This window comes from Geomicrobium sp. JCM 19037, from assembly GCF_000698105.1.
Classification (GTDB): domain Bacteria; phylum Bacillota; class Bacilli; order Bacillales; family Marinococcaceae; genus Geomicrobium_A.
Genome location: NZ_BAWZ01000021.1, coordinates 21,251 through 45,358, shown reverse-complemented (window position 1 = coordinate 45,358; position 24,108 = coordinate 21,251). Strand labels below are relative to the sequence as shown.

At 43.4% G+C, this 24,108-nt stretch carries 20 protein-coding genes and 6 pseudogenes; 17 read left to right on the top strand and 9 right to left on the bottom strand.

The window, feature by feature from the left end:
• Positions 1-242: 242 nt before the first annotated feature.
• Positions 243-1,668, bottom strand: a pseudogene (locus JCM19037_RS12840) (aldehyde dehydrogenase family protein).
• 140 nt (positions 1,669-1,808) lie between these two features.
• On the opposite strand from JCM19037_RS12840, the gene JCM19037_RS12835 reads away from it, so the two are divergent.
• The 9 genes and pseudogenes from JCM19037_RS12835 (at position 1,809) to JCM19037_RS12800 (ending at position 9,240) form a co-directional block, all read left to right on the top strand.
• On the top strand, positions 1,809-2,615 hold the full coding sequence (locus JCM19037_RS12835; RefSeq protein ID WP_042401699.1) for an alpha/beta fold hydrolase: 807 nt from the start codon (positions 1,809-1,811) through the stop codon (positions 2,613-2,615).
• 232 nt (positions 2,616-2,847) lie between these two features.
• Positions 2,848-4,400 (top strand): annotated as a pseudogene (locus JCM19037_RS12830) (AbgT family transporter).
• Positions 4,401-4,525: 125 nt separating this feature from the next.
• A complete protein-coding gene (locus tag JCM19037_RS27390; protein WP_238544715.1) occupies positions 4,526-4,786 on the top strand; it encodes a toprim domain-containing protein in 261 nt (86 codons plus the stop codon).
• Positions 4,668-5,150 carry a toprim domain-containing protein gene (locus JCM19037_RS27385; RefSeq protein ID WP_373900889.1) on the top strand — a complete coding sequence of 161 codons (483 nt, stop codon included), beginning with the start codon at positions 4,668-4,670 and terminating at the stop codon, positions 5,148-5,150. Before JCM19037_RS27390 ends, JCM19037_RS27385 begins: the two co-directional genes overlap by 119 nt.
• Positions 5,126-6,221, top strand: a pseudogene (locus tag JCM19037_RS30145) (DNA topoisomerase); the annotation flags it as partial. The gene JCM19037_RS27385 and the pseudogene JCM19037_RS30145, both read left to right, overlap by 25 nt.
• Complete coding sequence (locus tag JCM19037_RS30140; protein WP_373900898.1) at positions 6,213-6,644, top strand: topoisomerase C-terminal repeat-containing protein; 432 nt, start codon at positions 6,213-6,215, stop codon at positions 6,642-6,644. The pseudogene JCM19037_RS30145 and the gene JCM19037_RS30140, both read left to right, overlap by 9 nt.
• Before the next feature lie 59 nt (positions 6,645-6,703).
• On the top strand, positions 6,704-7,096 hold the full coding sequence (locus JCM19037_RS12810; protein ID WP_042401693.1) for an Rrf2 family transcriptional regulator: 393 nt from the start codon (positions 6,704-6,706) through the stop codon (positions 7,094-7,096).
• 165 nt (positions 7,097-7,261) lie between these two features.
• A complete protein-coding gene (locus JCM19037_RS12805) occupies positions 7,262-8,080 on the top strand; it encodes an NAD(P)/FAD-dependent oxidoreductase (RefSeq protein WP_152549062.1) in 819 nt (272 codons plus the stop codon).
• A gap of 557 nt (positions 8,081-8,637) precedes the next feature.
• A complete protein-coding gene (locus tag JCM19037_RS12800) occupies positions 8,638-9,240 on the top strand; it encodes a short chain dehydrogenase (RefSeq protein WP_042401691.1) in 603 nt (200 codons plus the stop codon).
• Positions 9,241-10,509: 1,269 nt separating this feature from the next.
• Here JCM19037_RS12800 and JCM19037_RS12795 read toward each other — a convergent pair.
• The 4 genes from JCM19037_RS12795 to JCM19037_RS12785 all read right to left on the bottom strand — a co-directional run bounded on the left by JCM19037_RS12795 (position 10,510) and on the right by JCM19037_RS12785 (position 12,870).
• The gene (locus JCM19037_RS12795) at positions 10,510-11,244 is read right to left on the bottom strand and encodes a DUF6081 family protein (RefSeq protein WP_042401689.1); all 735 of its coding nucleotides are present in this window, start codon (positions 11,242-11,244) and stop codon (positions 10,510-10,512) included.
• Between the two features lie 21 nt (positions 11,245-11,265).
• The gene (locus JCM19037_RS12790; protein ID WP_255357915.1) at positions 11,266-11,844 is read right to left on the bottom strand and encodes a prenyltransferase; all 579 of its coding nucleotides are present in this window, start codon (positions 11,842-11,844) and stop codon (positions 11,266-11,268) included.
• Positions 11,841-12,185, bottom strand: a complete 345-nt coding sequence (locus tag JCM19037_RS28585) for a prenyltransferase (protein ID WP_255357914.1) — start codon at positions 12,183-12,185, stop codon at positions 11,841-11,843. The genes JCM19037_RS12790 and JCM19037_RS28585 overlap by 4 nt, the downstream gene beginning before the upstream one ends.
• Before the next feature lie 139 nt (positions 12,186-12,324).
• A complete protein-coding gene (locus JCM19037_RS12785; protein ID WP_052363872.1) occupies positions 12,325-12,870 on the bottom strand; it encodes an N-acetyltransferase in 546 nt (181 codons plus the stop codon).
• A 219-nt stretch (positions 12,871-13,089) separates the two neighbouring features.
• Here JCM19037_RS12785 and htpG point away from each other — a divergent pair.
• Positions 13,090-14,953: pseudogene (htpG, locus tag JCM19037_RS12780) on the top strand (molecular chaperone HtpG).
• A 60-nt stretch (positions 14,954-15,013) separates the two neighbouring features.
• A complete protein-coding gene (locus JCM19037_RS12775) occupies positions 15,014-15,772 on the top strand; it encodes a hypothetical protein (protein ID WP_152549061.1) in 759 nt (252 codons plus the stop codon).
• On the opposite strand, the gene JCM19037_RS12770 is transcribed toward JCM19037_RS12775, so the two are convergent.
• The 3 genes from JCM19037_RS12770 to JCM19037_RS12760 are packed head-to-tail and all read right to left on the bottom strand — an operon-like array spanning position 15,702 to position 17,598.
• Positions 15,702-16,544, bottom strand: a complete 843-nt coding sequence (locus JCM19037_RS12770; RefSeq protein ID WP_042401685.1) for a radical SAM protein — start codon at positions 16,542-16,544, stop codon at positions 15,702-15,704. The genes JCM19037_RS12775 and JCM19037_RS12770 overlap by 71 nt on opposite strands.
• A complete protein-coding gene (locus JCM19037_RS29025; RefSeq protein WP_042401684.1) occupies positions 16,541-17,050 on the bottom strand; it encodes a methylated-DNA--[protein]-cysteine S-methyltransferase in 510 nt (169 codons plus the stop codon). The genes JCM19037_RS12770 and JCM19037_RS29025 overlap by 4 nt, the downstream gene beginning before the upstream one ends.
• Positions 17,047-17,598 (bottom strand): bifunctional transcriptional activator/DNA repair enzyme AdaA, encoded by a 552-nt coding sequence (locus tag JCM19037_RS12760; RefSeq protein ID WP_042401681.1) that lies wholly within the window; start codon positions 17,596-17,598, stop codon positions 17,047-17,049. The genes JCM19037_RS29025 and JCM19037_RS12760 overlap by 4 nt, the downstream gene beginning before the upstream one ends.
• A 544-nt stretch (positions 17,599-18,142) precedes the next feature.
• Here JCM19037_RS12760 and JCM19037_RS12755 point away from each other — a divergent pair.
• Genes JCM19037_RS12755 through JCM19037_RS12750 form a run of 4 tightly spaced genes read left to right on the top strand, consistent with a single transcriptional unit; the run spans position 18,143 to position 20,244 of the window.
• The gene (locus tag JCM19037_RS12755) at positions 18,143-18,802 is read left to right on the top strand and encodes a response regulator transcription factor (RefSeq protein WP_042401678.1); all 660 of its coding nucleotides are present in this window, start codon (positions 18,143-18,145) and stop codon (positions 18,800-18,802) included.
• The gene (locus tag JCM19037_RS25820; RefSeq protein ID WP_193744755.1) at positions 18,795-18,971 is read left to right on the top strand and encodes a hypothetical protein; all 177 of its coding nucleotides are present in this window, start codon (positions 18,795-18,797) and stop codon (positions 18,969-18,971) included. Before JCM19037_RS12755 ends, JCM19037_RS25820 begins: the two co-directional genes overlap by 8 nt.
• A gap of 44 nt (positions 18,972-19,015) precedes the next feature.
• On the top strand, positions 19,016-19,234 hold the full coding sequence (locus JCM19037_RS22980) for a hypothetical protein (protein ID WP_052363871.1): 219 nt from the start codon (positions 19,016-19,018) through the stop codon (positions 19,232-19,234).
• Positions 19,231-20,244, top strand: a complete 1,014-nt coding sequence (locus JCM19037_RS12750) for a cell wall metabolism sensor histidine kinase WalK (protein ID WP_238544718.1) — start codon at positions 19,231-19,233, stop codon at positions 20,242-20,244. Before JCM19037_RS22980 ends, JCM19037_RS12750 begins: the two co-directional genes overlap by 4 nt.
• A 49-nt stretch (positions 20,245-20,293) precedes the next feature.
• Here JCM19037_RS12750 and JCM19037_RS12745 read toward each other — a convergent pair.
• Positions 20,294-21,636: pseudogene (locus tag JCM19037_RS12745) on the bottom strand (MATE family efflux transporter).
• 282 nt (positions 21,637-21,918) lie between these two features.
• Here JCM19037_RS12745 and JCM19037_RS12740 point away from each other — a divergent pair.
• The gene (locus JCM19037_RS12740; RefSeq protein WP_042401675.1) at positions 21,919-22,575 is read left to right on the top strand and encodes a YkyA family protein; all 657 of its coding nucleotides are present in this window, start codon (positions 21,919-21,921) and stop codon (positions 22,573-22,575) included.
• 3 nt (positions 22,576-22,578) lie between these two features.
• A pseudogene (locus tag JCM19037_RS30135) lies at positions 22,579-23,993 on the top strand (putative glycoside hydrolase).
• Positions 23,994-24,108 lie beyond the last annotated feature (115 nt).

Here is a 24,108-nt window from a genome sequence, read left to right as displayed (position 1 = left end):
TCCAGAACTAAAAAAAGCGCCCAATCTATGGACGCTTTTTCGTTGTTCATAATCACCCTTTTCGAAAAGCTCTTCGTTCCGCGTACTCCAAACACTTTTCACAAACGGAGATCTTTTCATTTTCCAGAGTGTAGTACGGTCTCATGTGTCCTTGGCTGCTCTTGCAAAAGAAGCAGCTCTTCTTTTTGAACCAACGTTTGAACATATTTGCTGCTCCTCATGCGTGTTGTGTCTTTGATCGGTTATGAGGACATCCCGACGACAGATTTGATCTCGAGGTATTCCTCAATGCCGTAATCTCCCCATTCTCTACCTATACCCGACTGTTTGTAACCACCAAACGGGGCGGAGAAATCAGCAGGAGGTGTATTGATTGAGATTCTGCCTGCTCGGATGGAAGATGCAACATATTCCACCGTTTTTGGATCATCTCCAACAACATAACCTGCGAGACCATAAATGGTATCATTTGCAATTCGAATGGCGTCTTCGAGATCATCGTACGTAATAATTGACATGACCGGACCGAAGATTTCTTCTCTTGCAATAACCATGTCATTGTTGACGTTCGTAAACACGGTAGGTTTTACGTAATATCCTTTTTCCAACCCTTCAGGTTTACCTGTACCTCCAGCAAGTAACGTCGCGCCTTCTTCCTCGCCTTTCTTAATGTAATCTTGGACGCGGTCGTATTGTTTCTCGGCGACGAGAGGGCCATAAAATGTATTCTCATCCCTTGGGTCACCTACTGGGAACTTCGGAAGCACCTCTTTAACCGCTTCGACAAATTCGTCGTGTTTTGCTTTGGATACGAGCGTTCGGGTTGCAGCTGTACACACTTGTCCGGAATTGGCCAAGACGTTTGAAACAGCGATCTTGGCTGCTTTCTTCACATCATAATCATCCAAAACAATTAACGGCGATTTGCCACCGAGTTCAAGTGCACACGTTTGACCGTTTTGGCAGCGTTTTCACTAATCTTCTGTCCGACAGCACCAGAACCTGTAAAGGAAACAAAATCAATGTCTGGGTGAGAACTGATGGCATCTCCGACGGTTTCGCCTGATCCATTTACGAGGTTGAACACTCCTTTAGGTACGCCGGCCGCTTCGAATACTTCAGCAAGAATGATCGCTGCATACGGTGTGAGCTCGGAAGGCTTTAACACAACGGGACTTCCAGCAGCAAAGGCACTGGCAAGTTTCGTCGATGTTTGGTTTGTCGGAAAGTTCCAAGGGTAATGAGGCCGCTCACACCGATCGATTCTTTCCGGATAAGCGTCGACCCACGGTTCTCGGTAAATTCGAATGTGTCTAGCTGCTTTGCCGCTTCTTTAAAATGAGAGAGTCCCATATTGTAATGGACTTTGTTGCTCATTTTTACAGGGGCTCCGAGCTCTTGTGTAATCATTTCAACAAAGTCATCTTTTCGTTTCTCATATTCTTCAGCAATTCGATGTAGCAGGTCAATGCGTTCAGATTTAGACGTTTGTGAGAAATGTGGAAAAGCCGCTCGTGCCGCTTTCACTGCGCGGTCAACGTCTTCTTTCGTGCCGTTACTAATGGTACCAATCACTTCTTCTGTAGCAGGATTAATCACTTCGATAGTATCTTTGCCCGAAGATTCTGTCCATTCTCCGTTAATGTAATGCAAAAGATCGGATCTCATGAATTATCGCTCCTTTTAGTAAGTGCATTTTGATTACGGCGAAACGTGTATCTATACCCTTATCATACTGGATATAAACAAGTTTCAAAAGCAAGACTTTTGGGAATTGATTTCCATACGATTTGAAAGGTGTGTATACGATGAGTCATTTCATTGAAGTCGGTGAGAAAACAAACGTGTTTGTAGAAGATATTGGTAGAGGCAAGCCGGTCATCTTTTTGCACGGTTGGCCGGTGAACCATAAAATGTTTGAACATCAAATGTCTGTGTTGCCTGAGAAAGGGTTTCGCTTCATCGGTATCGACCTTAGAGGATACGGAAATTCAGATAAACCGTTACACGGGTACGATTATGATACGATGGCAGACGACGTCCGAAAAGTCATTGATCAATTAGAACTTGAAGACGCTGTGCTTGCTGGCTTTTCAATGGGTGGAGCCATCGCAATACGCTACATGGCGCGTCATGAAGGGAAAGGGATTTCGAAGTTGGCCCTTCTAGGTGCCGCCGCGCCAGTGTTTACTGAAAGAGAGGATTTTGCACATGGCATTCCAAAAGACAATGTGAACGGATTAATCGATGGAGCGTATGCGGACCGAGCGAACATGCTCGTTGATTTCGGAAGTCTATTCTTTGGGAAAGACCCGAGTGAAGCATACAACCGCTGGTTTCACGGTCTTGCTATGGAAGCAGGCCCACACGCAACAATTTTTTCCGCACGGACGCTAAGGGATGCAGACTTGCGTGATGATCTCTCTTCCATACACGTACCCACAGTGATATTGCATGGAAGAAATGATGAGATTTGCCCGTTCGACCTCGCTGAAATTATTGAGCGTGGCATTGAAAAAAGCACCTTGATTCCGTTTGAAGAAAGTGGACACAGTCTTTTCCATGATGAGCGCGAGAAATTCAACGAAGAACTTGTGCGATTTATATCTGAATAGTAAGTTCACTCACTCCCTTTCTTATACATAGAAGGGGGTGAGTGATTTTTTGTGCGTATTATTATTTTAGAATAATAAATTACTGATTGACAAATGCATAGATACCGATCATGATTGTGGTTATATGTTTGCTACATAAGTACAACTACAACAATTGTTAGAATACTTTTTCTAAATAATTTATAACCACCAATTGTTGGACAAGGGGATAGAAAAGGGGTAAGAAAATCGTATGTCTGAAGAAACTGTGGATCCAAACAAAAAGAGAAGGGGTTTGTTTCAACGCTTTCTTGACGTCGTCGAAAAAGCGGGAAACCGATTGCCACACCCTGTAACGCTATTCGTCATCCTAGCCCTTATTGTGATGGTAGCTTCTGCAATTGCATCGAGCTTTAATCTATCTGTTGAAGATCCTGTTGAGCCAGGAGAAACAGTCGAAGTGTTTAACTTGTTATCTGGAGAAGGGATTGCGTATATCTTTTCCAGTATGGTAGACAACTTTATTACGTTTCCCGCACTTGGTGTTGTGCTAGCCACGATGATTGGTATCGGTGTGTGTGAACGAAGCGGATTAATTAGCGCGGGGTTGAAGGGATTTGTTCTTTCGATTCCTAACCGTTTAATTACCGCAGGTCTCGTGTTTGCGGCGATCATGTCAAGTATCGCTTCAGATGCAGGGTATGTCGTTCTTCCTCCATTAGGTGCCGTCATTTATGCAGCACTCGGACGCCATCCAATTGCAGGTTTAGCTACAGCTTTTGCTGGGGTGTCTGGTGGTTTTAGTGCGAACCTTTTATTATCTGCAACCGATCCGATGCTCGGTGAGCTTACAATGGCAGCAGCAGCGACGATCGATCCTGCTTATGCTGAACAGATGAACATTGCGATGAACTGGTGGTTCATTATCGCGTCGACGTTCTTACTTACGATTGTCGGTACGTGGGTATCTGAGAAAATTGTTGAGCCTCGTCTTGGTGAGTATAAAGGAGATTACAGAGGGGACTTAGAAAGACTCAAGCCGATTGAGAAGAAAGGTCTTGTTTATGCAGTTGTATCTGTGCTCATTTCTGCTGGTCTTATGAGCTTGCTCGTCGTTCCAGAATGGGGACCGATGCGCGGTTATGATCCAGAAATGCCGATTGTGAATTCACCGTTTATGGACTCACTCGTTGTCGTGATGTTGTTGCTATTCTTAATCCCTGGCCTTGTGTACGGAATTATTACGAGAGAGATTCGTAACGATAAAGATGTTGCAAAGCAAATGTCTGATACGATGGCTTCCATGGGTGTATTCATTGTGCTCGCGTTTACAGCCGGTCAGTTTGTCGCTTTCTTTAACGAATCAAACCTTGATTTGATTATGGGAATTTACGGCGGTGAACTACTCACTTCCCTAAACATTGACGGATTACCTGTGATTATAGGTTTATACTCATTACTGCACTGTTAAACCTCTTTGTAGGTAGTGCTTCAGCGAAGTGGGCGATGATGGCGCCTGTGTTTGTTCCAATTATGATGCAAACCGGTTACTCGCCTGAACTTGCGCAAGCGGTTTATCGTGTATCAGATTCGGCAACGAATATCATTACGCCGCTCATGACTTACTTTGCGATGGTGATCGCCTTTGCTCAGAAGTATGATAAGAAGATGGGAATCGGAACACTAATTTCCACAATGGTGCCATTTTCGATATTCTTCCTCCTCTCTTGGACGGTGATGCTCATCGTGTGGATTTTCCTAGGGGTAGAACTTGGACCAAACGCACCGATTTATTACGAACCGTAAAATATTAGGTATGAAGCCATGTGCTTCATGCCTTTTTATTATATTTTCAGCTAGTCACCACGTGTTAAGGATGCGATAATTGGATCAAGATATGAACGCACAATGTAGCGGTAGAGGTGAGGAACATGACAACCGTCATTTTGGCTGAAAAGCCAAGTCAAGCGCGAGACTACGCGTCTGCATTTTCAAAAACGGAAAAAAAGAATGGTTATATCGAAGTGACTGATCCGAATTACTTTAGCGATCGTACTGTCATTACGTGGGGGTTTGGCCACTTGGTCAACTTGGCTGAGCCTCATCATTATAAAAAAGAATGGAAGAAATGGAAGTTGGACGAGCTTCCGATTTTACCAGAGCAATTTCAGTTTTTTTGTACCTGCGGATAAAAAACAGCAATTTGATACAGTGAAGAAACTACTCGCTGTAGCAACACAAGTGATCATTGCCACAGATGCCGACCGAGAAGGGGAGAATATTGCAAGAAGTATTATTGAGAAAGCCCGTGCCTCGCACAAACCGATGCAACGGTTGTGGATCAATTCTTTAGAGAAACAAGAGGTGCAGCGTGGATTTACGCAGTTGCAGGAAGGGGACAAATATTTGTCTTTGTACGAAGAAGCAAAAGCACGTCAATTTGGTGATTGGCTTGTTGGTATGAATGCTTCTAGAGCCTACAGCCTTCTGCTGCAAGAACGTGGCTATCACAAGCGTTTAGTGTCGGTCGTGTGCAAACACCCACGCTTTGCCTAATTCATCGTCGGGAAGAAGAAATCCGACACTTCAAGCCCGAGCCTATGTGGAAGTCTACGCCCGGATTCATACGAACGAGGGCTCATTTGAAGCGAAACACCCGAATCGTTCCGGCTCGATGCCTGAAGTAAAGAAAGTATTTAATGAAGCAGGCATTCGGGAGGAGGAAGAGGGAACGATTGCTGAAGTGAATCGTGTCGAGAAGAGGGTGAAATCTCCACGATTGCATAGCTTAAGCACACTTCAAACGAAAGCGAACAAAAGATGGAAGTTGAGCCCTTCTCAAGTGCTTCGTACGGTTCAGTCTTTATATGAAAAGAAGTTAGTCACATATCCAAGAACAGATTCTAACTACATTACCCAACATGAATTCAAGTATTTGAACACAAACGTAACTAAATATAAACAATTGCTTTCTGTTCCGGAGTCTACCTCTTCGCTTATTCAACCTGGAAAGCCGGACCGTCGATACGTAAACGACCAAGCGGTGAAAGAACACTATGCAATTATTCCGACGAAGCGGGTGCCTACCCGCCGCCGTATTGATCAATTGCCAGCACTTGAAAAGAAGATTTATGACGAAATCTTAACGAACACATTGGCGATGTTTATGCCAGCCATCAGTTTGAAGAAACCCATGTAACAGTTGACATTAAAGGTTTAGAGTTCAAAGCGAAAGGCATCGTTGAACGTGTGAGAGGTTGGAAAGCGTTGCTCTTTGAAAAGGGAGAAGAAAACGAGCGGCTTCCAAATGTCCAAGAAGGAGAAGAAGTTGGTGCACACTTACGCGTACACGCAGATGAGACGAAGCCACCAAAACCTTATACGAATGGACAGCTCATTAACCTTATGAAAACGGCAGGACAGTCTGTTGAAGATGAGGAACTCAAAGAGGTGTTAAAGAAGACAGCCGGTATCGGCACAGAAGCGACAAGAAGTAGCATTATTGAAACACTCATCCGAGAGAACTACATTGAAGTTACGAAAAATATCGTTCGTGTGACCCCGAAAGGTCGTATTCTTTGTGAAGCTGTCGATGGAACGCTTTTATCTAAAGCAGATATGACGGCTGAGTGGGAACAGTTTTTGCAAAGAATTGGACAAGGGGAGAAATCAAAAGATCAATTTTTAACGAATATTGAGCAATTCATTCATCATCTGTTACAAACATCCAAGCAACAAGTCGGCCAGTTACAGCTAGACAGTTCTGTAACGGATCGAGTGAAACCTCCATCAATTGCAAATTGCCCTGCATGTGGGGGAGCCATGATCAAAAAGGGTAGAGTATACGGCTGTGACAAATATAAAGAAGGGTGCAAACAAGTGATTCCGATTCGAATCGCAGGAAAGACACTCACAGAAAATCAAATTCGGATGTTGTGTACGAAAAGAGAAACGAGAAAAATTAAAGGGTTTGTGAGCAAAAACAAGAAAAAGTTTTCAGCTGTGCTTACTCTAGATGAGAATGGGAAGATTGCATTCCAATTTGATTGACACGAACAGGTGTCGTTGATATTATAGACTCATATTATCTATGTTAAGGGAGCCGAAAGATGAAACTGTCCAAGGCGACGAATTATGCATTGCACACGATGCTCCATTTAGCTGTTGGGGATGATTCGGGTCATACGAGTGTGGCTAAGCTTGCAGGCCATCAAAACGTCTCAACCACGTATTTATCCAAGATTTTAACAAAACTTGTGAAAGCTAGAATGATTGTTTCTGTTCCTGGTGCAAATGGGGGATACAAATTAAAAGCAGGCTGGGAGAAGATTTCCGTATTAGAAATGATTCGTGCGGTAGAGGGGTTGCCTGCCATCTTTGATTATTGTGAGACACATAATCCAAACTGTGTCATTCAACGGTCCATTGAAGCCGCGGAGGAGAAATTCTTTGCGCAACTAGATGAAACAAGACTCGAGGACTTGGTCTCTCAAGTCCGATAAATGCCACTCTCTAGTGGCATTTATAACGGAATTATTATAGATAATATAGATCTTTAATATATTTATTGGAGCGTGTTAAAATATGAAAAATGTTGATGTCATTATTATCGGTGGGGGTGCGTCAGGTTCAGCAGCTGCTTTGACCTCGGGCGTTCACGTCAACACGTGTTATTCTTTGATAACGATACGAACCGGAACCGTGTGACGAGAGAGTCACACAATTTTATTACGAGAGATGGCATGTCCCCGATCGCATTTCGAGAACGAGCGCAGCTTGACGCCCTTGCTTATCCAACGGTGAAGAAGATTTCTGCAACTGTAGCAAGCGCCACAAAAATAAGAGACAGATTTGAAGTCTCAACTGGAGATGGAGATGTGTTCGTCGCGAAACGAATTCTCATTGCGACCGGGGTACAAGAAGTGTTTTATCACGAGCAAATTCGTACGTATTATGGGACGTCCATTTTTGGCTGCCCATTTTGTGATGGATATGAATTGCGTGACCAACCACTTGCTGTGTTCGCAGAAGATGAAGCAGCCATTCTACACTTGACGAAATTGTTGTCAAATTGGTCCGCTGATTTGGTCGTGTTTACAAACGGTAAATCTGTTGACAAAGAAGCTGTCAAACCGCTAACGGAGCGAGGAATAACTATTCAAACAAACCCGATTAGCCAACTTCACGGAGAGAATGGGAAGTTATCATCCGTTGAATTACAGAATGGAGAGATGATTGTCCGACGTGGCGGGTTCGTCGTACCTGAATACGTTCGTGCAAACCCTTTTACTGAACAACTCCATTTAGAAAGAAATGAACGAGATGAAATCATTACTGATGGGTTTGGGAGGACGAACGTACTTGGCGTCCACATTGCTGGTGAGACGGAGAAAAAAGCATCCTCCTCGCTTCTTATGGCTAGCACTGCCGGCAATATGGCCGCGTCAATGATAGTCATGGATATTGCCAATGAGCGGTTTAGCTAAGCAAATCGCTCACCGGTTGAACATGAAAATATGGTGTTTTCCAGTTCTTCTATATCTAGGGGGGTCTCTGGTAACGGCCATTTTGACAAACCCTTCAATTTGTTTGTTTAAGTTAAGGTGAAGCGCATCATAAAGATTGATAATGACTTTCTCAGAAATTCTGTTATGCATTTGAATTGATCTTAACATGGGTAAGAGTAGGGAACACATTTTCAATGGATTTTTTGATCAAGATTGCTTGAATTATCTAATCGTTGTGGAGTTTTTGGTGATGACAAATAAAATCCCACGCCACTTCGATTTTTTTCGTTTAGAAATTTCTTTTTGTCACTAATATTCAAATATGCTGAGTCATCCATGCGTTGGTCGCCTTAAAGGACTAGAATTCATGTATTTGGTCGGATGTTATTCTGTTCTTATTCCACGTAATATTCACCGACTCTGTATGTTTATCTTACCGCATAATGGTAAAAGAAGAATACAGACGGATTTTTTTCATAGTTATTAAGTTAATCCGTAAACTGAAGCGAATTCTTTTAGGAGAGGTTGTTGATTAGATGAAGGTACTTCTCATTGGTGCAAGTGGAACGATCGGGAAGGAGATTTATGGATGTCTTAAGGATCATCATGAAGTCATTCGAGCAGGGAGGAACGGTTCAGATATCCAAGTCGATATTACGGACGAAGCGAGTATCCAACAGATGTATGAGCAAACCGGTATCGTTGATGCAGTTATTAATGCTTCTGGGCGAGCCGGTTTTTCACCGATTACCGAGTTAACACCTGAAAAGAACGAAGTCGGTCTCAATAGTAAGCTGAAAGGGCAGATTAACCTGGTGCTTTTAGGTATTCCTTATGTGGCAGATGGAGGAAGCTTCACACTCACAACCGGAGTCATGATGGATGATCCCATACCACAAGGGACTTCAGCTGCGATGGCAAATGGAGCGGTACGATCGTTTGTGAAAGCATCGGCAATTGAGATGCCGCGTAGCATCAGGATTAATGCTGTAAGTCCAACAGTGCTAGAAGAATCATTTGAAAAACTTGGCAGTTATTTCCGAGGTTTTCAGCCCGTTCCCGGTAAAAAGGTCGCACAAGCGTACGTGAAGTCTTTGGAAGGGAAACAAACAGGGGAGCATTACGAAGTGTATGAATGATCACTTTGAACAGACATGATCGGTTTGTTTAGTGGTCACCGTAGAGAAAAAGGGCAGTCATTCTCTCTGCCCTTTTTATGTGATCATTCACCCGTCAAACGCTCCATTTAATACGATTTGTGACAGTTGGTGAAGTTCATGTGACAATATACATTTGTTGAACTTAATATGCGGGAGTGATGGTAGGGGGAACCCCCGACATCCAAGCATACGCTTGCAGTAGAAAGCAACAACAAACTGCGCAATTAGGAGAATGTTTAGTTCATCCTATATAGATGAGTTGCACTAAATAATTTCTTCAAGAGCCAATGGTAAGCTTGGTATAGTGGAAACTGTGCTCGAATTGGGGAAAATCGCAGGAAAAGCGCTCTATTCTTATAAACTAGGGAACAGATCATAAGTTCATGTGTACATCCCCGCCCCAAGTACCCGCAACCTGTCGGCGCGAACCGCGCCGAACCAAGTTCGGTTTCGTTTCGGCCCCGGCGGGGCCGACGTGTCGTTGGCACTTCAGCCTGGAATCTGCGCGAAAGTTGAAACAAACTGCGATCAAGTTTGGCGAAATCTACCCTAAAATCAGTGAAAAGCTCAAACTTGCGCGCAGATGGAGAAAACTAGAGCGCAGAACGATCGTTCGTCTTGCCCGCATATGCCGCCATCCCTTGCGGCAACGGGTTCAGAGAACGATCCTTTTGGGCATTGAATTTGCGCTCCAGTTGGAACAAACTGCGCGCATGTTTAGCGGAATGAGCGCGAAGTCGTTAAACTAGGCAAACGAGCGCGCAAAATGGCACCCAGCACCGAGCTACCCCTCCAACCGAACAGCGTAAATGAGGTAATGCTTATGTTCGTTCTATGCCGATCGTTTTTCACGATCTTCAGCTCCGGCTTTGGCGACGGCCACTCGTTTTTGGGAACCTCTAGGAGAGAGGTGATCTAGATCACTTCAGAACACCTCAGCTTACCTCATACTGGGCGCTCTATGACGAACTTCAGCCTGTTTATTCATCTAAACCTCAAGAGTGCGCAACCGTCGGCACCTCTGGTGGCGAAGATAAACCGTAACACTGCTATGTGATGCTTCGCCGTTTTGAACGTAACTGATCGTTAGTACGTAGGCAGAAGACGTAGAGTGAAGAGTTTAGGTTGCGCACAAACACCCCCATACGTGGTCTGAAGCCACGTATGGGGGTGTTTGGAATTTGAATGGTTATGCGTGCTAATTCCGCCATATTCAGCTTTGGCAACGATCGTTCCCTTAGGTTCGGTTTATTCTTCTTCTGTTGTTACGGTTACTGGCGACCATTCACCAATCACCGTTTGACCATGAACGGATACACTACCATCTGGACCGAGGTCTTGTTCAGTCATGATGCCAAGGGCAACGGTGAATTGATTGAATTTAATCGGTACGTTGCTCTCTCGACGTACTTCGTGGCCGTTTACAAAGAAAATAACTTCATTGTTTGCCCGGTCATACGTGATCTTATATCGATTAAAGTCGTTCGAGATGAAATGGTCATCGGATTCTTTGAACATACAGAAATACTTCGTTTCATCGGTATCAGGCACATCGACACCAGGGAACGGAAGCACGCCGTATACGGAGGCGTATTGTTTGTCGTTCGTGAAGAAGTCCAGTGCAGCTCCAGTTGAGAAATCAAGGAGGTTAAGTGATACATATCCATCATACAAGTCGTCTGGATTTGTGTCTTTCGTGCGAGCGCGAATTTGAAGCTCAAAGCTAACTTTTGTGTTTTCAGGGACGGTGACAGGTTCTTTTGAGTAGTACATATGCTTGGCATTATCAAGAATTTGGACGTGGTCGTGCGAGCGACTAAGTGGGGCGCGTACATATAGAAAGCCATTTCTGGAAATGACAACGGCTTCCGGTTCACGGTATTCCCAGAAGCTTCCGTCAGGAAGTGGGAAGCCTCCAATTCTCCAAGTGTCGTTTTCTGAAATGATATTATGAAAATCTCCGAGTATGCGCGTGTTTGTCAATTTTTTTCACACCTTTGTTTTTTATAATAGTCCGCTAATGACGAGGCAAATCGTGATGATCAAGCCTGAGCGTACAGACGCTTTTAACGATGCACCCATCAGTTTCACATACGACTCGTTGGCATTCGTCTCGTTAAACGATGGATACACTTTGAATAACGGTATTGCAGGGAGGATGGCGAGCACTGTGTACCACGGAAACACACCGACAACTATGCCGACAATAATTGAGAAAAATCCTAGAGAAGCGAGTACTTTAGAAAAGCGGAGCGCTCCTTTTTCGCCAAGAACAACGACGAGTGTTTTTTTTCCAGATGCTTTATCGGCTTGCCAATGTAAGAAATGATGATTAAATAAAATTAGAGTGGTTAAGATTCCAATTGGCACACTCATCATGAAGGCTTGTACGTCCAATTGCTCGGTAAGGACGTAATACGTACCGACGACGGGCAACACTCCGAAAGCGAGGAAAATGGCTACTTCACTATATCCTTTCCCCAGATAGCCAAATTTAAGTGGAGGAGCAACGTAGAAATAAGCAATAGCGCCGCCAGCAGCTGCAAATAATAAAACCGTCCAACCGACAAACGCACTGATCACGACGCCGCATAGGAGGCAATAACAAAGAATAGCCACGTGACGAAGGAAAATGTTCGTTCGGGAACAGCCCCACTCGGTAATACTCGAGAATTGGTAGAAATGGCAGCAGCCGTTTCTTCAGCAGCGATATCTACACCATTTCGATAGTCCCATAGATCATTAATCATGTTGCTAAACAGGTGAGCGCTAAGCGCACCAATAAGTGTGAGTAAAAATAGTCCGAGATGAAAAGTTTCATAAACAGCAAACGCTCCAGCTGCACCGATGAGCACTGGAAGCACCATCACAGGTAGCACTTGGGAGCGGGCAGTTTTCATCCAGAATTTCACGGATGTGTGCATCGTTTTCCTCCTTGAGAATCTCTCTCATTAAAAATATACATGGAAACTACGAATTTCACAATCAATGACCGTTAGTAGATTAAGGAAGATGAACGTTGCTTTAGCGGGAGGGGACGGCTAAAGCCATAAAAACGCTCAATTATATAGAGGGGACACCATCAGCTTCTTCGAGATTTTTACCCATAATGACATAGGGTTCAAGTAAGGAGGAGGGGTAAAACGTTTCAGATATTGTTTGCCATCCGAGTTGCTCATAAAGCGCTCTCGCTTTTTTGTTTGCTTCCTGCGTCGTTAATATCGCGGTATCGTGGCGAACCACGGTCGTGATATGTTCTAAAAGATAACGGGCAACTCCTTTGCGCCTTGCAGAAGGGTGAACGACGAGTTCGGAGAGTTCAAAGCAAGAGGATAGCCATTGTTCATAAACGGGACTTGGCAAGTTGGACTTCAACCGTTCGTGATAATATTGTCCAGGTTTAGACGTGTAGCCATAAACAAAACCGTAAAGCTCGTCTTTTGGGCCAATGACCTGAAGCCCTAAAAATCCTTCATATTCATAGTGTAGTTTCATTCTCTCTTGGATCGTACTAGATTCACTACTATTCCAAACATCATCATATAGTTGACTCATGGAGTGGAGCTCTTCTTCTTGCACTACGGTTCGAACATGGAATCGCGCAGACATCGTACACCTCACGATATGCGTCATTTTCATTCAGTGCCATTATACAATATGTACCTACGCCTTAAATTAACAATTCTATTAAGTGTACAGGTTTTATGTAACAAAAATGTGTAAAACATCCGCATAATCATTGACGATTTTGGGTGATTCGGTAAAATAATATGTAGGTTAGCACTCAAATGAGTGGAGTGCTAAACGATCGTTAAGGAGGAAACAGACATGACTAAAATTCCATTCCAAGCCGAATCAAAACGCTTATTAGAACTAATGATTAACTCCATTTACACACACAAAGAGATTTTTCTTCGTGAGCTCATCTCTAATGCAAGTGATGCAACAGATAAGATGTACTACCGAGCGCTTACCGATGACTCCATTACGTTTAATCGTGAAGATACTACATTCAAGTGGAGACAGACAAAGAAAGTCGCACACTAACACTGACGGATTCAGGAATTGGCATGACACATGATGAGTTAGAAAATAACCTAGGCACAATTGCCAAAAGTGGTTCTTTAGCATTTAAGAAAGAACAAGAAATTAAAGATGGCCATGACATTATTGGTCAATTTGGTGTTGGTTTTTACGCTGCATTTATGGTCGCCGAAGAGGTGCAAGTGATCAGTCGTTCCGTAGATGAACAAAAGGCGTATTTATGGACGTCCAACGGTACGGATGGTTTTACGATCGAAGAAACATCGAAAGACGAGATTGGTACAAAAATCATTCTCACACTGAAAGAAGACACAGAAGAAGAAACGTATGAGGATTATTTAGATGAACATCGCTTACAGTCGATCATTAAGAAGTATTCGGATTTTATCGGCTATCCGATTAAAATGAACGTTACAGTGAGTCAGCCTAAATCGGATGACAGTGATGAAATGGAGGAAGTGGAAGAACTACAAACGATCAATAGCATGGTTCCGATTTGGAGAAAGAACAAAGCGGAGCTTAAAGAAGAGGATTATACACAGTTTTACAAAGACAAACGCTACGGCTTTGATACGCCATTAGACCATGTCCACATTAGTGTCGACGGGGCGGTTCGCTACAATGCAATTCTCTATATCCTGAGTCTGCACCATTTGATTATTACTCAAAGGAATTTGAGAAAGGGTTGGAGCTTTACGCCAACGGAGTGCTCATTATGGAGAAATGCAGCGACCTTTTGCCTGATTACTTTAGCTTTGTCAAAGGGATGGTTGACTCTGAAGATTTGTCACTCAACATCTCGAGAGAGATGTTGCAACACGATCGACAATTAAAGTTAATTGCCAAAAACATTAAATCGAAGATTAAATCGCAACTGAAAACGATGCAAAAAAACGACCGAAACAAATACTTGAAGTTTTACGAAGCATTTGGTCGTCAGCTTAAGTTCGGCGTGTATAGCGACTTTGGCATGAACAAAGATGACCTACAAGATCTGTTAATGTTCTATTCGTCTAAAGAGAAGAAGCTCGTCACACTTGCGGAGTATGTAGAGCGTATGGCTGACGATCAATCTCATATCTACTATGCTACCGGTGAATCTGTCACGCGAATAGATAAGCTTCCACAAACGGAGATGGTCGCGGAGCAAGGATATGAAATTCTCTACTTGACCGAAGATATTGATGAATTTGCCTTAAAGATGATTGCGAGTTACAACGAAAAAGAATTCCAATCGGTTTCAAGTGCAGACCTTAACTTGTCAGAGAATGACAAAGAGAGTACAGCAACAGAAGAAGACCAAGCGATTTTTGCGAAAATGAAAGGATTTCTAGAAGGGAAAGTGACAGACGTTCGTGAATCGAAACGGCTAAAAACACATCCGGTCTTTCTGGCGGCTGATGGTGAGATTACGATAGAGATGGAGAAAGTCTTACAGTCCATGCCGGATAATCAAGATGTTAAGGCAGATAAAGTATTAGAAGTGAATGCCAAGCATGATGTATTTCAATCGCTAAAACAAGCGGATGACGAAACGTTGGAGCTCTATACAAAGCTGTTATACAATCAAGCCTTGCTGATCGAGGGGCTTCCACTTGAAGACCCTGTCGCATTTACACAAGATGTATGTAAAGTCATGGCTAACTAAAACGCCGAGGAAGTGAGGAGAGATCTTCACTTCCTTCATTTTTTTACGAGGTGAATCGTTTTGAATATGGTGCTACTTGTCACAATGCATGACCCAAAAGGTGCGCTGCTTACGAAAATGCAGGAGCACGGTGAACAATTAGATGCGTATTTTACTGAAAAAATTGCCACGTGTAGTGACGAGACGCCGTATGTTTTACAGAAGGAGCTGCAACGCTTAGGATTTTTGGTTAAAGTCATTCCTGCAAAAGGGGCGGCTTTTGCTAGACATTCACTTCTCCACTTAGCAGATGAGCACGCGCAATCAGATCATTTTCATTATTGCGACACCGATCGGTTATTAACCTGGTTGGAGACGGCAAAAGAGCAGTTGGCCGCTGTGCACAAGACGATTCAGGAGAACGATTATACGGTAATTGGTAGAAGCGAACAGGCATTTCGCAGTCATCCAGAGTCTTGGCAACAAACCGAGAGTATTGTAAATCGGTTATTTTCGAAAGAAATGGGAGAAAAGTATTGGGATGTGACCGCTGGTTCTTGTGGGATGAATATAGCGAGTTTACGAACACTCATGCATGAGAACGTGTTCTCAATGAATGACGCCGCCTGGCCACTGCAAGTAAAGAAACGGAGTGGAGTGGTCGGTTACGTGGAATCTGACGGATTGGCGTATACACAACTTAATCGAGGAAGCGAGGATGAGGATGGGCTTCTCGCCTGGCGTGATCGGTTACGGCTTGCACTTGGGATTACCGATTCAATCCAAGATGTGCAGGTGGCAGAAAGCCATCCTGGTTCATCCTCACATTTTCGTCCTTAAAAACTGTTAAAAAGCGTTTTTTTAGGCGATCGCGGGCGGAGGGGTCGTACCAATCTCGGACGTGTTTTTCATCGTATAAGGACCGGATGTTAAGGCGTGAGGTTCGTTTTCCTCCACTTCCATCGCCTAAAAAGAAGTCATCAATACAAACACGCTCCACATAATCTGCCAAAAGGCTAGGGAAGTGGGAGGTGCTAGGCAATAGTGGGGCAACGGCTGCTTGAGTAGGAATACCTGCTGTTGCGAGTTTTTCTAATGCCTTTAATCGGCCGCGAATCGCAGGCGCATTCGGGGTGAACTGTTTCCGTATTCGGTCGTCATCGGTTTCAACAGTCATGCTAACAAACACTTGGTCTTTAAGTTCTTTGAATAGATCAAGATCACGTTGCACGATTGGGCTTCTCGTCTGTACGAACAGAAAAGCTGGACGGTTTTCGATGAGGGTAGTAAGGATCGATCGAGTGATTTCTGCTTTCATTTCGATGGGCTGGTAAGGGTCTGTACTGGAAGACATGAAGATGAAGACAGGTTCTTTTTTCTTTGCACGTACTAATTCTTTTTCGAGTAGTGCATTGGCATTTTGCTTCACATCGACATACTCTCCCCAGCTCTTTGTTCGAAAAAGGGCAATCGGCATTTGCCTCACGTAACAAAAACTGCACCCGTAAGCACAACCCGTATAAGGGTTTAGTGAATGTGTATAACCATTTAAAAACCCAGACGTTCGCGTGAGAATGGATTTTGATTGGACGTGTCGCACGTCTAGGTTCATGTAAACACCCCCTCTTCTAATTGAAGAAGTTGTTTTTTCATCGCTAAACCGCCACGAAAACCGGTTAATTTACCATTTTTACCGATCACACGATGGCAAGGAACGGCAATCATAACGGGATTTTTCGCAATGGCATTGCTCACAGCCCGAACGCTTGTTGGTCGGTGGAGTGCACGTGCCACGTCTGAGTAGCTCTTCGTTTGCCCATATGAAATCTGGCATAATTCATTCCATACTTGTTTTTGAAAAGGGGTTCCAACGAGATGAATCGAAATATCGATGGTGTTCGTTTTTTGAAGTAAATAGTGTTGCAAAGCATTCTCGTAGGGCTCTGTCGCGAGCGGGTCAGTCGTCAATACTGCGTCTGGTAAGTTCCGGTCCAGCCAAGCTTTTGTTGTTGAATAGGAGTCGGCAGGAGCTCCAACATAACAAAGCCCATATTCGCTAATTAATAAATCACAATGGCTGTTTTTTGAAACTGTGATGTTCGTGTAGTAAACATTCATCGTTTCCCCTCCTCGTTTCGAAATTGTTGTGGTGTACTGTGCATAACTTTTTCAAACGTTCGCTGAAATGATGAACGGTTCGTATACCCGACAGTGCGTGCAATTTCAGCAATTGATTTGTGCGTATGAACGAGTAGTTCTGCTGCTTTTTGTATACGCATGTATGTGAGTGTTTGTTTTGGCGTTTCCCCTGTTTGTGCTTTATAGATCTTTTGCAGGTGGGCAGAGTCTTTATGAAGTTTCATTGAAAGCCAACTCAAAGTGATTGGCTCGTCTAAATGATTTCTTAGCAAGGTAGTCATTGTTTGTGCAATCCGTGCGTTTGGCTCTAATCGTTCCTGTGGTTCGCAGCGTTTACACGGTCGATAACCGTGACGTTCTGCGTCTTCAGCACGTTGAAACACCTGTACGTGAGAACGATTCGGTTGGCGGGAGCGGCAAGACGGTTTGCAATAAATTTTCGTCGTTTGAACCGCATATACAAATACAGAATCAAAGGTCGAATCATTGTCAACAATGGCTTGCCAATCGTTATCGGTTGTTTGCACGTCATCACCTCACTGCTACTATACGAAAGAATGGTGTAAATAGAAAGTGTAGAAGAATGGAATCACAAGATTTGTGAATCCTCATCCAGTCTTCAAGTGAACTTCACACAAACTACAGATGGGGTCTGTAGTTTAGAATATGTAAACAGCAAGCTGCCCCCCAGCTGATGCTGAACGTAGCAGAAGAATCTGATGACAATCTATTCATATAAAGGAGGGACAATGAAGCATACCGGGGTGAACGTTGATTAATTCATAAATTCCACATTGACGACAGATGTGCTGACAAAAATCTAATCAAGGAATTGCAGCCAAAATTAACCTAAAATCCATTAAGATCCCAGCGTAGGTGTTTCTACGTTGGATCTTGCGCTTCTATAAGAAGATGGAAGTGTTACGTTGTCTTTGTTCGTAAAAATGCTCTAATAGGCAATTCTGTTAGAAAGTGTATCTTCAGGAATTCGTTGATGAAGTATCTTTTCTTTAAGAGAGGTGTCGGCATCGATTATAATGAGCGTATACTATGAAACTGTGGGGACCGTCTATGAACCGAATACTTGTTGCAGAAGATGATTTAGAGATCCAAGAAATTATAAAACAATTTCTTATCGCTGGTGGCTATGATGTGACGACTGCATCGGATGGATTAGAAGCGTATGAATGGATGAAAAATCATTCGTTTGATCTTTGTCTCATTGATGTGATGATGCCAAACATTGATGGGCTTCAACTTGTGAAAATGATTCGCCAACATTCGAGCGTCCCAATCATTATGCTGACGGCACTTGGTGAAGAAGAGGATCAAGTGCGTGGGTTTGAAACCGGCATTGATGACTATATGACGAAGCCGTTTTCTTTTCGAATTCTCACAGCGAGAGTCGAGGCGCTGTTACGAAGAGCCAATCAATCGGAACCAGACACTACGTTGCATTTTGGTAGTATCAAGCTCGATCCTGATCGATACCAAGTGTGGGTTGATGGTTGCGAGGTGACGCTGACAACGAGAGAGTTTGAGATCGTAAAGTTATTGCTCATGAATCAAGGCATTGTACTGACAAGAGAGAAAATTGTTGAGCAAGTGTGGGGTTATGACTATTTAGGAGAGACGAGAATGATTGATACACATATTAAAAACGTTAGAAAAAAGCTAGGCATTGATACGATTCAAACTGTGAAAGGCGTCGGTTATAAATTGGATGTTTAATCTCATTAAGCAACTGTCACCGAATCGAATTACGGGCAAACTGTTTCTAATTTCAACAGGTACATTACTTACACTTGCGTTTGTGTTTTATGTAGCCCTTTATTTATTTCTCCCGAGTTTTTATGAACAGTATAAGGTTGCACAAATTGACGAAGCGTTGACGAATTAGTCGAGCAAGCAGAAGCAAGCCCGTTTCAATCGATTTATGAAGGGATGCAAGAGATTAGTTGGAATCAGAATGTGCATTTTCATCTGCTCGACGAAAACTATACACCGCTACTCTCCTTAAATGCTCGTTCCATTGAGATCGATGGGGGCTTAAACTATCGTGAACGCATTTTAGCCAACCCTGAGCAAATTGAAGGCTTTTCCGATGGGTATTCACGGACGATACCGATTTTAATCGAAGGCAGCCGTTTTACTTGTACGTGAACGCTTCTTTGCAGCCGGTAAGTGAGGCGACTGAAGCACTGTTTCTCTTTTTGCCCTACATTATTGTGTTTGCGATTGTTTTATCTGTTGGGTTTGCCTATGTGTTCTCTAGACAGATCACAAAACCGCTTCTTCAGCTCAATCAATCCGCTCAATCGCTGGCACAGCTGAACTTCACCGAAAAAATTGACATGAAGCGGAGCGATGAGATCGGTGAATTATCTCAAAGTATTAATCATATGTCTGGGAACTTAGAACAATCGTTGGAACGGTTAAAGTCGGCAAATGAGCAGTTGCAGACTGATATTGAAAAAGAGCGGGCCATCGAAGAGAAGAGAAGAGAGTATTTTTCTGCAGTTTCCCATGAACTGAAATCACCGATTACAATTTTAAAAGGACAGCTTGAAGGCATGCTACACGAAATCGGTCCGTACAAAGACCGAGAAGTGTATTTGGCTAAGTCGATTCAGACGACCGAAGAGATGGAGAGTCTTTTGCAAAATATGATGAAGCTGTCGAAATTAGAAAGAAGCCTGACGAGTATCGAACGACAAGATATTCAACTCGCTTCCCTCATCAATCAGACGTTGGAGCGACTGGAGTACTTCCAATCAGAACGAGAGATTACGGTCGATTGTCAGCTAGAGGACGACGTGTGGGTTCAGTCAAACGAAGAACTCTTATCCAGGATTATGTATAACGTCATTCATAACGGCTTCATGTATTCTCCTCAAGGAGAGCAGATGGTCATTCGAGCTGAAAAGGTTCCTAACGCTTGGGACATTTCAATTGTGAATACAGGCGCAACCCTTTCAGATAAAGACTTAACGGCTGTTTTTGCCCCGTTTTACCGTGTAGAAAAGTCCCGAAACAAAAACAGTGGCGGTAGTGGCGTTGGCTTGTATCTCGTTCAACAAATGGCTGAAGCTTTGTCCTACCCGTACAAATTAGAAAATACTGATGCGGGAGTTCAGTTTACATTAACAGTGCCGGATGTGAAGAAAAGCTAAAGCGATGAGATTCGCAAAATACGAATCTCATCGCTTTCTTGTTCCCTCTTTATTCTTCAGCAAAAATCCGCTTTTGGTCCCACTTTCCGTAGCGGTAGTACAGATAGGCAAATAAACTACCGATGAGAAGGCTTATTCCCATCCCAATTCCGATGCCAATTTCCCCGAATAACGAGGAACAAAGCGCGGTAATGGGGTATCGTAATACCCAAAAAGAGATGATGTTCAATGCAAGAACTTGATACATAGCTCCCGACGCTCTTACGATCCCATTTAATACGAAGTTTATGCCAAGAAACGGATAGCACAAGGCAACGATTTGTAAGTAACGAGTCGCAAACAAAACCGCATCTGGATCTTGGATGAATAAACGCACGCCGTATTCAGCAAACAGCACAATAAACGTCGCAATGGCAAACATAATGACGAGATTATAAAGAACCGCATATTTGGCGAGCGTTCTTACGCGATCCCACTGTTCATCTCCAATGTTTTGCCCTGCCATACTATTCACAGCCGTCCCAAGGGCCATGGCGGGAAGCATAATTAAGCTGTCTAAACGTTGAGCAGCGCTAAATCCGGCAACAACATCACTACCAAAGCTCGTCACCACGCTCATAATGGCGGCAACCCCTGCCGCGATCACCGACATTTGCAACCCTGAAGGAATGCCGAGTTTTAAGATCAAACCAATTTCTTGTTTAGAGGGCAAGTGTGGCATAGTAAATGGTGCTAGCTTTTTTTGATGATGTACATAACACCGAACAAAAAGGCAGTACCCTGAGAGGCAAGCGTCGCATAGGCAGCCCCTTCAATGCCCCAGCCAAATCCGCTGATGAACAACGGGTCTAAACCGATGTTTAAAACAACCGCGAGCAATACGATGCGAAGAGGCGTTTTGCTATCGCCGAGCGCACGTAAGATCGTACTAATAAAGGTATACCCAAAAAGAAAGAGAATGCCTAGAAAATTAATGCGCAAATAGGCGTCTGCTGATGCGAGCATAGCTTCAGGCGTGCCGATTAATAAGAGTAACTGCTCACTAAACCAATAGCCGGCAGCACCTACAGACAGGGCAATGAGGGTCATAGCGACAACAAATGCGTTTAAGTATCGTTTTAAGCCGGTTTGGTCATTTTTGCCTCGTTGTTGAGAAAGGATCGTTAACGATGCGTTGTTCAAACCAATGACGAATGAGAGAACGGTAAAGATGATCGTACTGGAAACGGCGACAGCACCGAGTGCATTAGCGCCAAGCAAGTTACCGACCCATAAGCTGTCAGTGATCTGGAATGAGGATTGAAGTAAGTTGGCGAGCATAATGGGCCCAGAAAACAGCAACAACGGCTTAAACAAGGGGCCTTGGGTGAAATCTTGTTGGTGTTGTTTCATACTCGAATTCCTTTCAAACGAAAGCGTTCCATCTAGTATAACCGCTCTCTATGCATTTGTCCTTGTTCATAATTCTACGATAATTGACAAAATCATACATCTAACTCTTCCACTCTTACGAAGGTGCTGATATAATAAATATGGTTTATGATTTCTAAAACTGGCAATTTTTACGTGCCGGTTTTTCTTTTGCCAATAGAGGAAAAAAGATCTAGGAAATCAGGCGCATTTCTAGTAACATTGTCGATAACGCTCAGGAGTAGAAACAGGGAGGAGAAACAAATGAAAAAGATGAACTTGGTGCTTGGTGCTGCTAGTACAGCACTTTTACTTGCTGCATGTAATGGCACGGACGAGCCGAGCAGCACAGAAGAGGCAGGCACGGCATTTGATAGCATAGAGTCGCAACACGAAACGATCATCAATGCAGCTCATAACATTTTGGAACAAGAAAGAGACTTGCAAATTCATTTTGAAGAAGACTTGGCAGATGACGCAAACGGTGCATTGACAGAAGGTTCAGGGCAAGTTGCTGAGAATGTAAGCACTCGTGAGCAGTACTTCAATGAAATTGAAACGGCATACGCTCAAATGGAATCTGACTTGTCCACCGTTGAACTCGTTTTAGAAAACGGGAATGCTGAAGAACTTCCGAGTGATCTTGAAGAAACGGCATCGAGTTTAGCAGATGCTAAAAGCGGTATTTCTTCATTTATCTCACAATATAGTGCCAATCTAGAGCGTCATCAACAATATTTTGATGGGCTAGGAAGCGAAGAAGCCGATTTTCAAATGTTGGCAGATGGCATTGAAACATTAAATGATTCTCATGTCGAAACACTTCCAGCTTGGGACGAGCTAGAAGAAGCGTTACTTACGATTGAAGAAATTCTCGCAGACTTTGAAATGGACGTTGAGGAAGAAGAGGGAGAGGAATAATTCATGAATAAACCTTTGAAACTATCAACTTTATTGTTTGCTGGCTGGTTTGCACTGAGCATTGGGGTGACTGACGTATCTGCAGAAGAAGAGGCTGAAGAAACGGATGCAGATGCTGAAGAAGAAACAGAAGACGATGCAGAAGAAGACAGTGATGAAGCTGAAGATGAAGCAGCAGAAGAAGAACGATTGTTTGATGTTCCATCAGAAGAAGATCGACTCTTGTTTCTCCCACGCTTAATACCTGATCGATTTACATACGATAGTGGCATTGAGATTGAGTACCCTCAAGACGGTGTGAGAGGTGTGTATTCTACCGCATATTCAGCAGGCGGGGACCGGTTCGAAACGTTAGTTGATTTACTAGATCGCACCGAATTGAATTCAATGGTTATTGATATTAAAGACGACCACGGAAATATTACTATTGATACGGACTCCGAAGATGAGCGAATCCAAAACAACTCACAAGCCATTATTTCTGATGTTGATGGGATGATGGAAACGCTTGAAGATTCAGAGATCTACCGATTGCACGGGTTGTTGTTTTTAAAGACCGCGTACTTGGTGAAAGTGAACCTCAACTTTCCTATACCGAGCCAGATGGCTCAATGTGGGAAAACTATGGCGATGTGTTTGTTAGTGCATTCTCTGAAGAAGTTTGGGAGTATAATGTTGAAGTAGCTAGAGAGGCTGCTAAGGCTGGATTTAAAGAGATTCAATTTGATTATATTCGTTTCCCAGAAAACCTCGCATCTAATGAAGATCGCTTGAATTTTGATTACGGTAAATACGGCGATATGGACGTTGAGAGTTCTGAGAAGCGGTTCCAAGCGGTTACAGATTTTGTTGAATACGCTCGTGAAGAACTAAGAGAATATGGTGTGAAAGTTTCTGTAGATATTTTCGGTGAACCCGTTTGTCTTCCTGACGGTGCACCAACAATTGGTCAAGATTATCAACGAATTGCAGAGCACGTTGACATTATCTCTGCCATGCCTTATCCAAGTCACTGGGGTGTTGGGCATATTGAAGGAATTCCAATTCCAGATCTGGAGCCATACAATGTTATGGATTGGTTTTCACAATTGGAAAACGATGTTTTAGGTGAATTGGATAACCCACCGGTTTCGAGACCGTGGCTTCAAGACTTTACAGCTTCCTATCTTGGATCTGGCAATTATATGAACTACGGGGTAGATGAAGTTGAAGCGCAAATTCAAGCGCTGTATGACAACGATATTTACGAGTTCCTCCTTTGGAATGCGGGTAATTCGTATACTGAAGGCGTCGATTATACGCTCGGTCGCGACATTGAAATTGCGGGTGCTGATGAGAAGGCAGAGCGTGAAGATGAAGAAGTTGATGAAGAAGATAGTGATGAGGACTCTGACGACGAGGACGAAGATGAGGAATAAATGAATAAGCGACCCCAATCGGGGTCGCTTATTTTTTCGGGTCTACACTAAATGTTAGGTTATTGTTCTATATAAGTCGAACGAAAGAAGTTCTTCAAGAACCAATGGGTGGCTT

Coding starts and splice junctions, on each gene's coding strand:
- JCM19037_RS12835 (WP_042401699.1), top strand. CDS start 1,809: ATGAGTCATTTCATTGAAGTCGGTGAGAAAACAAACGTGTTTGTAGAA.
- JCM19037_RS27390 (WP_238544715.1), top strand. CDS start 4,526: ATGACAACCGTCATTTTGGCTGAAAAGCCAAGTCAAGCGCGAGACTAC.
- JCM19037_RS30140 (WP_373900898.1), top strand. CDS start 6,213: ATGACGGCTGAGTGGGAACAGTTTTTGCAAAGAATTGGACAAGGGGAG.
- JCM19037_RS12810 (WP_042401693.1), top strand. CDS start 6,704: ATGAAACTGTCCAAGGCGACGAATTATGCATTGCACACGATGCTCCAT.
- JCM19037_RS12800 (WP_042401691.1), top strand. CDS start 8,638: ATGAAGGTACTTCTCATTGGTGCAAGTGGAACGATCGGGAAGGAGATT.
- JCM19037_RS28585 (WP_255357914.1), bottom strand. CDS start 12,185: ATGCACACATCCGTGAAATTCTGGATGAAAACTGCCCGCTCCCAAGTG.
- JCM19037_RS12785 (WP_052363872.1), bottom strand. CDS start 12,870: ATGTCTGCGCGATTCCATGTTCGAACCGTAGTGCAAGAAGAAGAGCTC.
- JCM19037_RS12770 (WP_042401685.1), bottom strand. CDS start 16,544: ATGAACCTAGACGTGCGACACGTCCAATCAAAATCCATTCTCACGCGA.
- JCM19037_RS29025 (WP_042401684.1), bottom strand. CDS start 17,050: ATGAATGTTTACTACACGAACATCACAGTTTCAAAAAACAGCCATTGT.
- JCM19037_RS12755 (WP_042401678.1), top strand. CDS start 18,143: ATGAACCGAATACTTGTTGCAGAAGATGATTTAGAGATCCAAGAAATT.
- JCM19037_RS25820 (WP_193744755.1), top strand. CDS start 18,795: ATGTTTAATCTCATTAAGCAACTGTCACCGAATCGAATTACGGGCAAA.
- JCM19037_RS22980 (WP_052363871.1), top strand. CDS start 19,016: ATGCAAGAGATTAGTTGGAATCAGAATGTGCATTTTCATCTGCTCGAC.
- JCM19037_RS12740 (WP_042401675.1), top strand. CDS start 21,919: ATGAAAAAGATGAACTTGGTGCTTGGTGCTGCTAGTACAGCACTTTTA.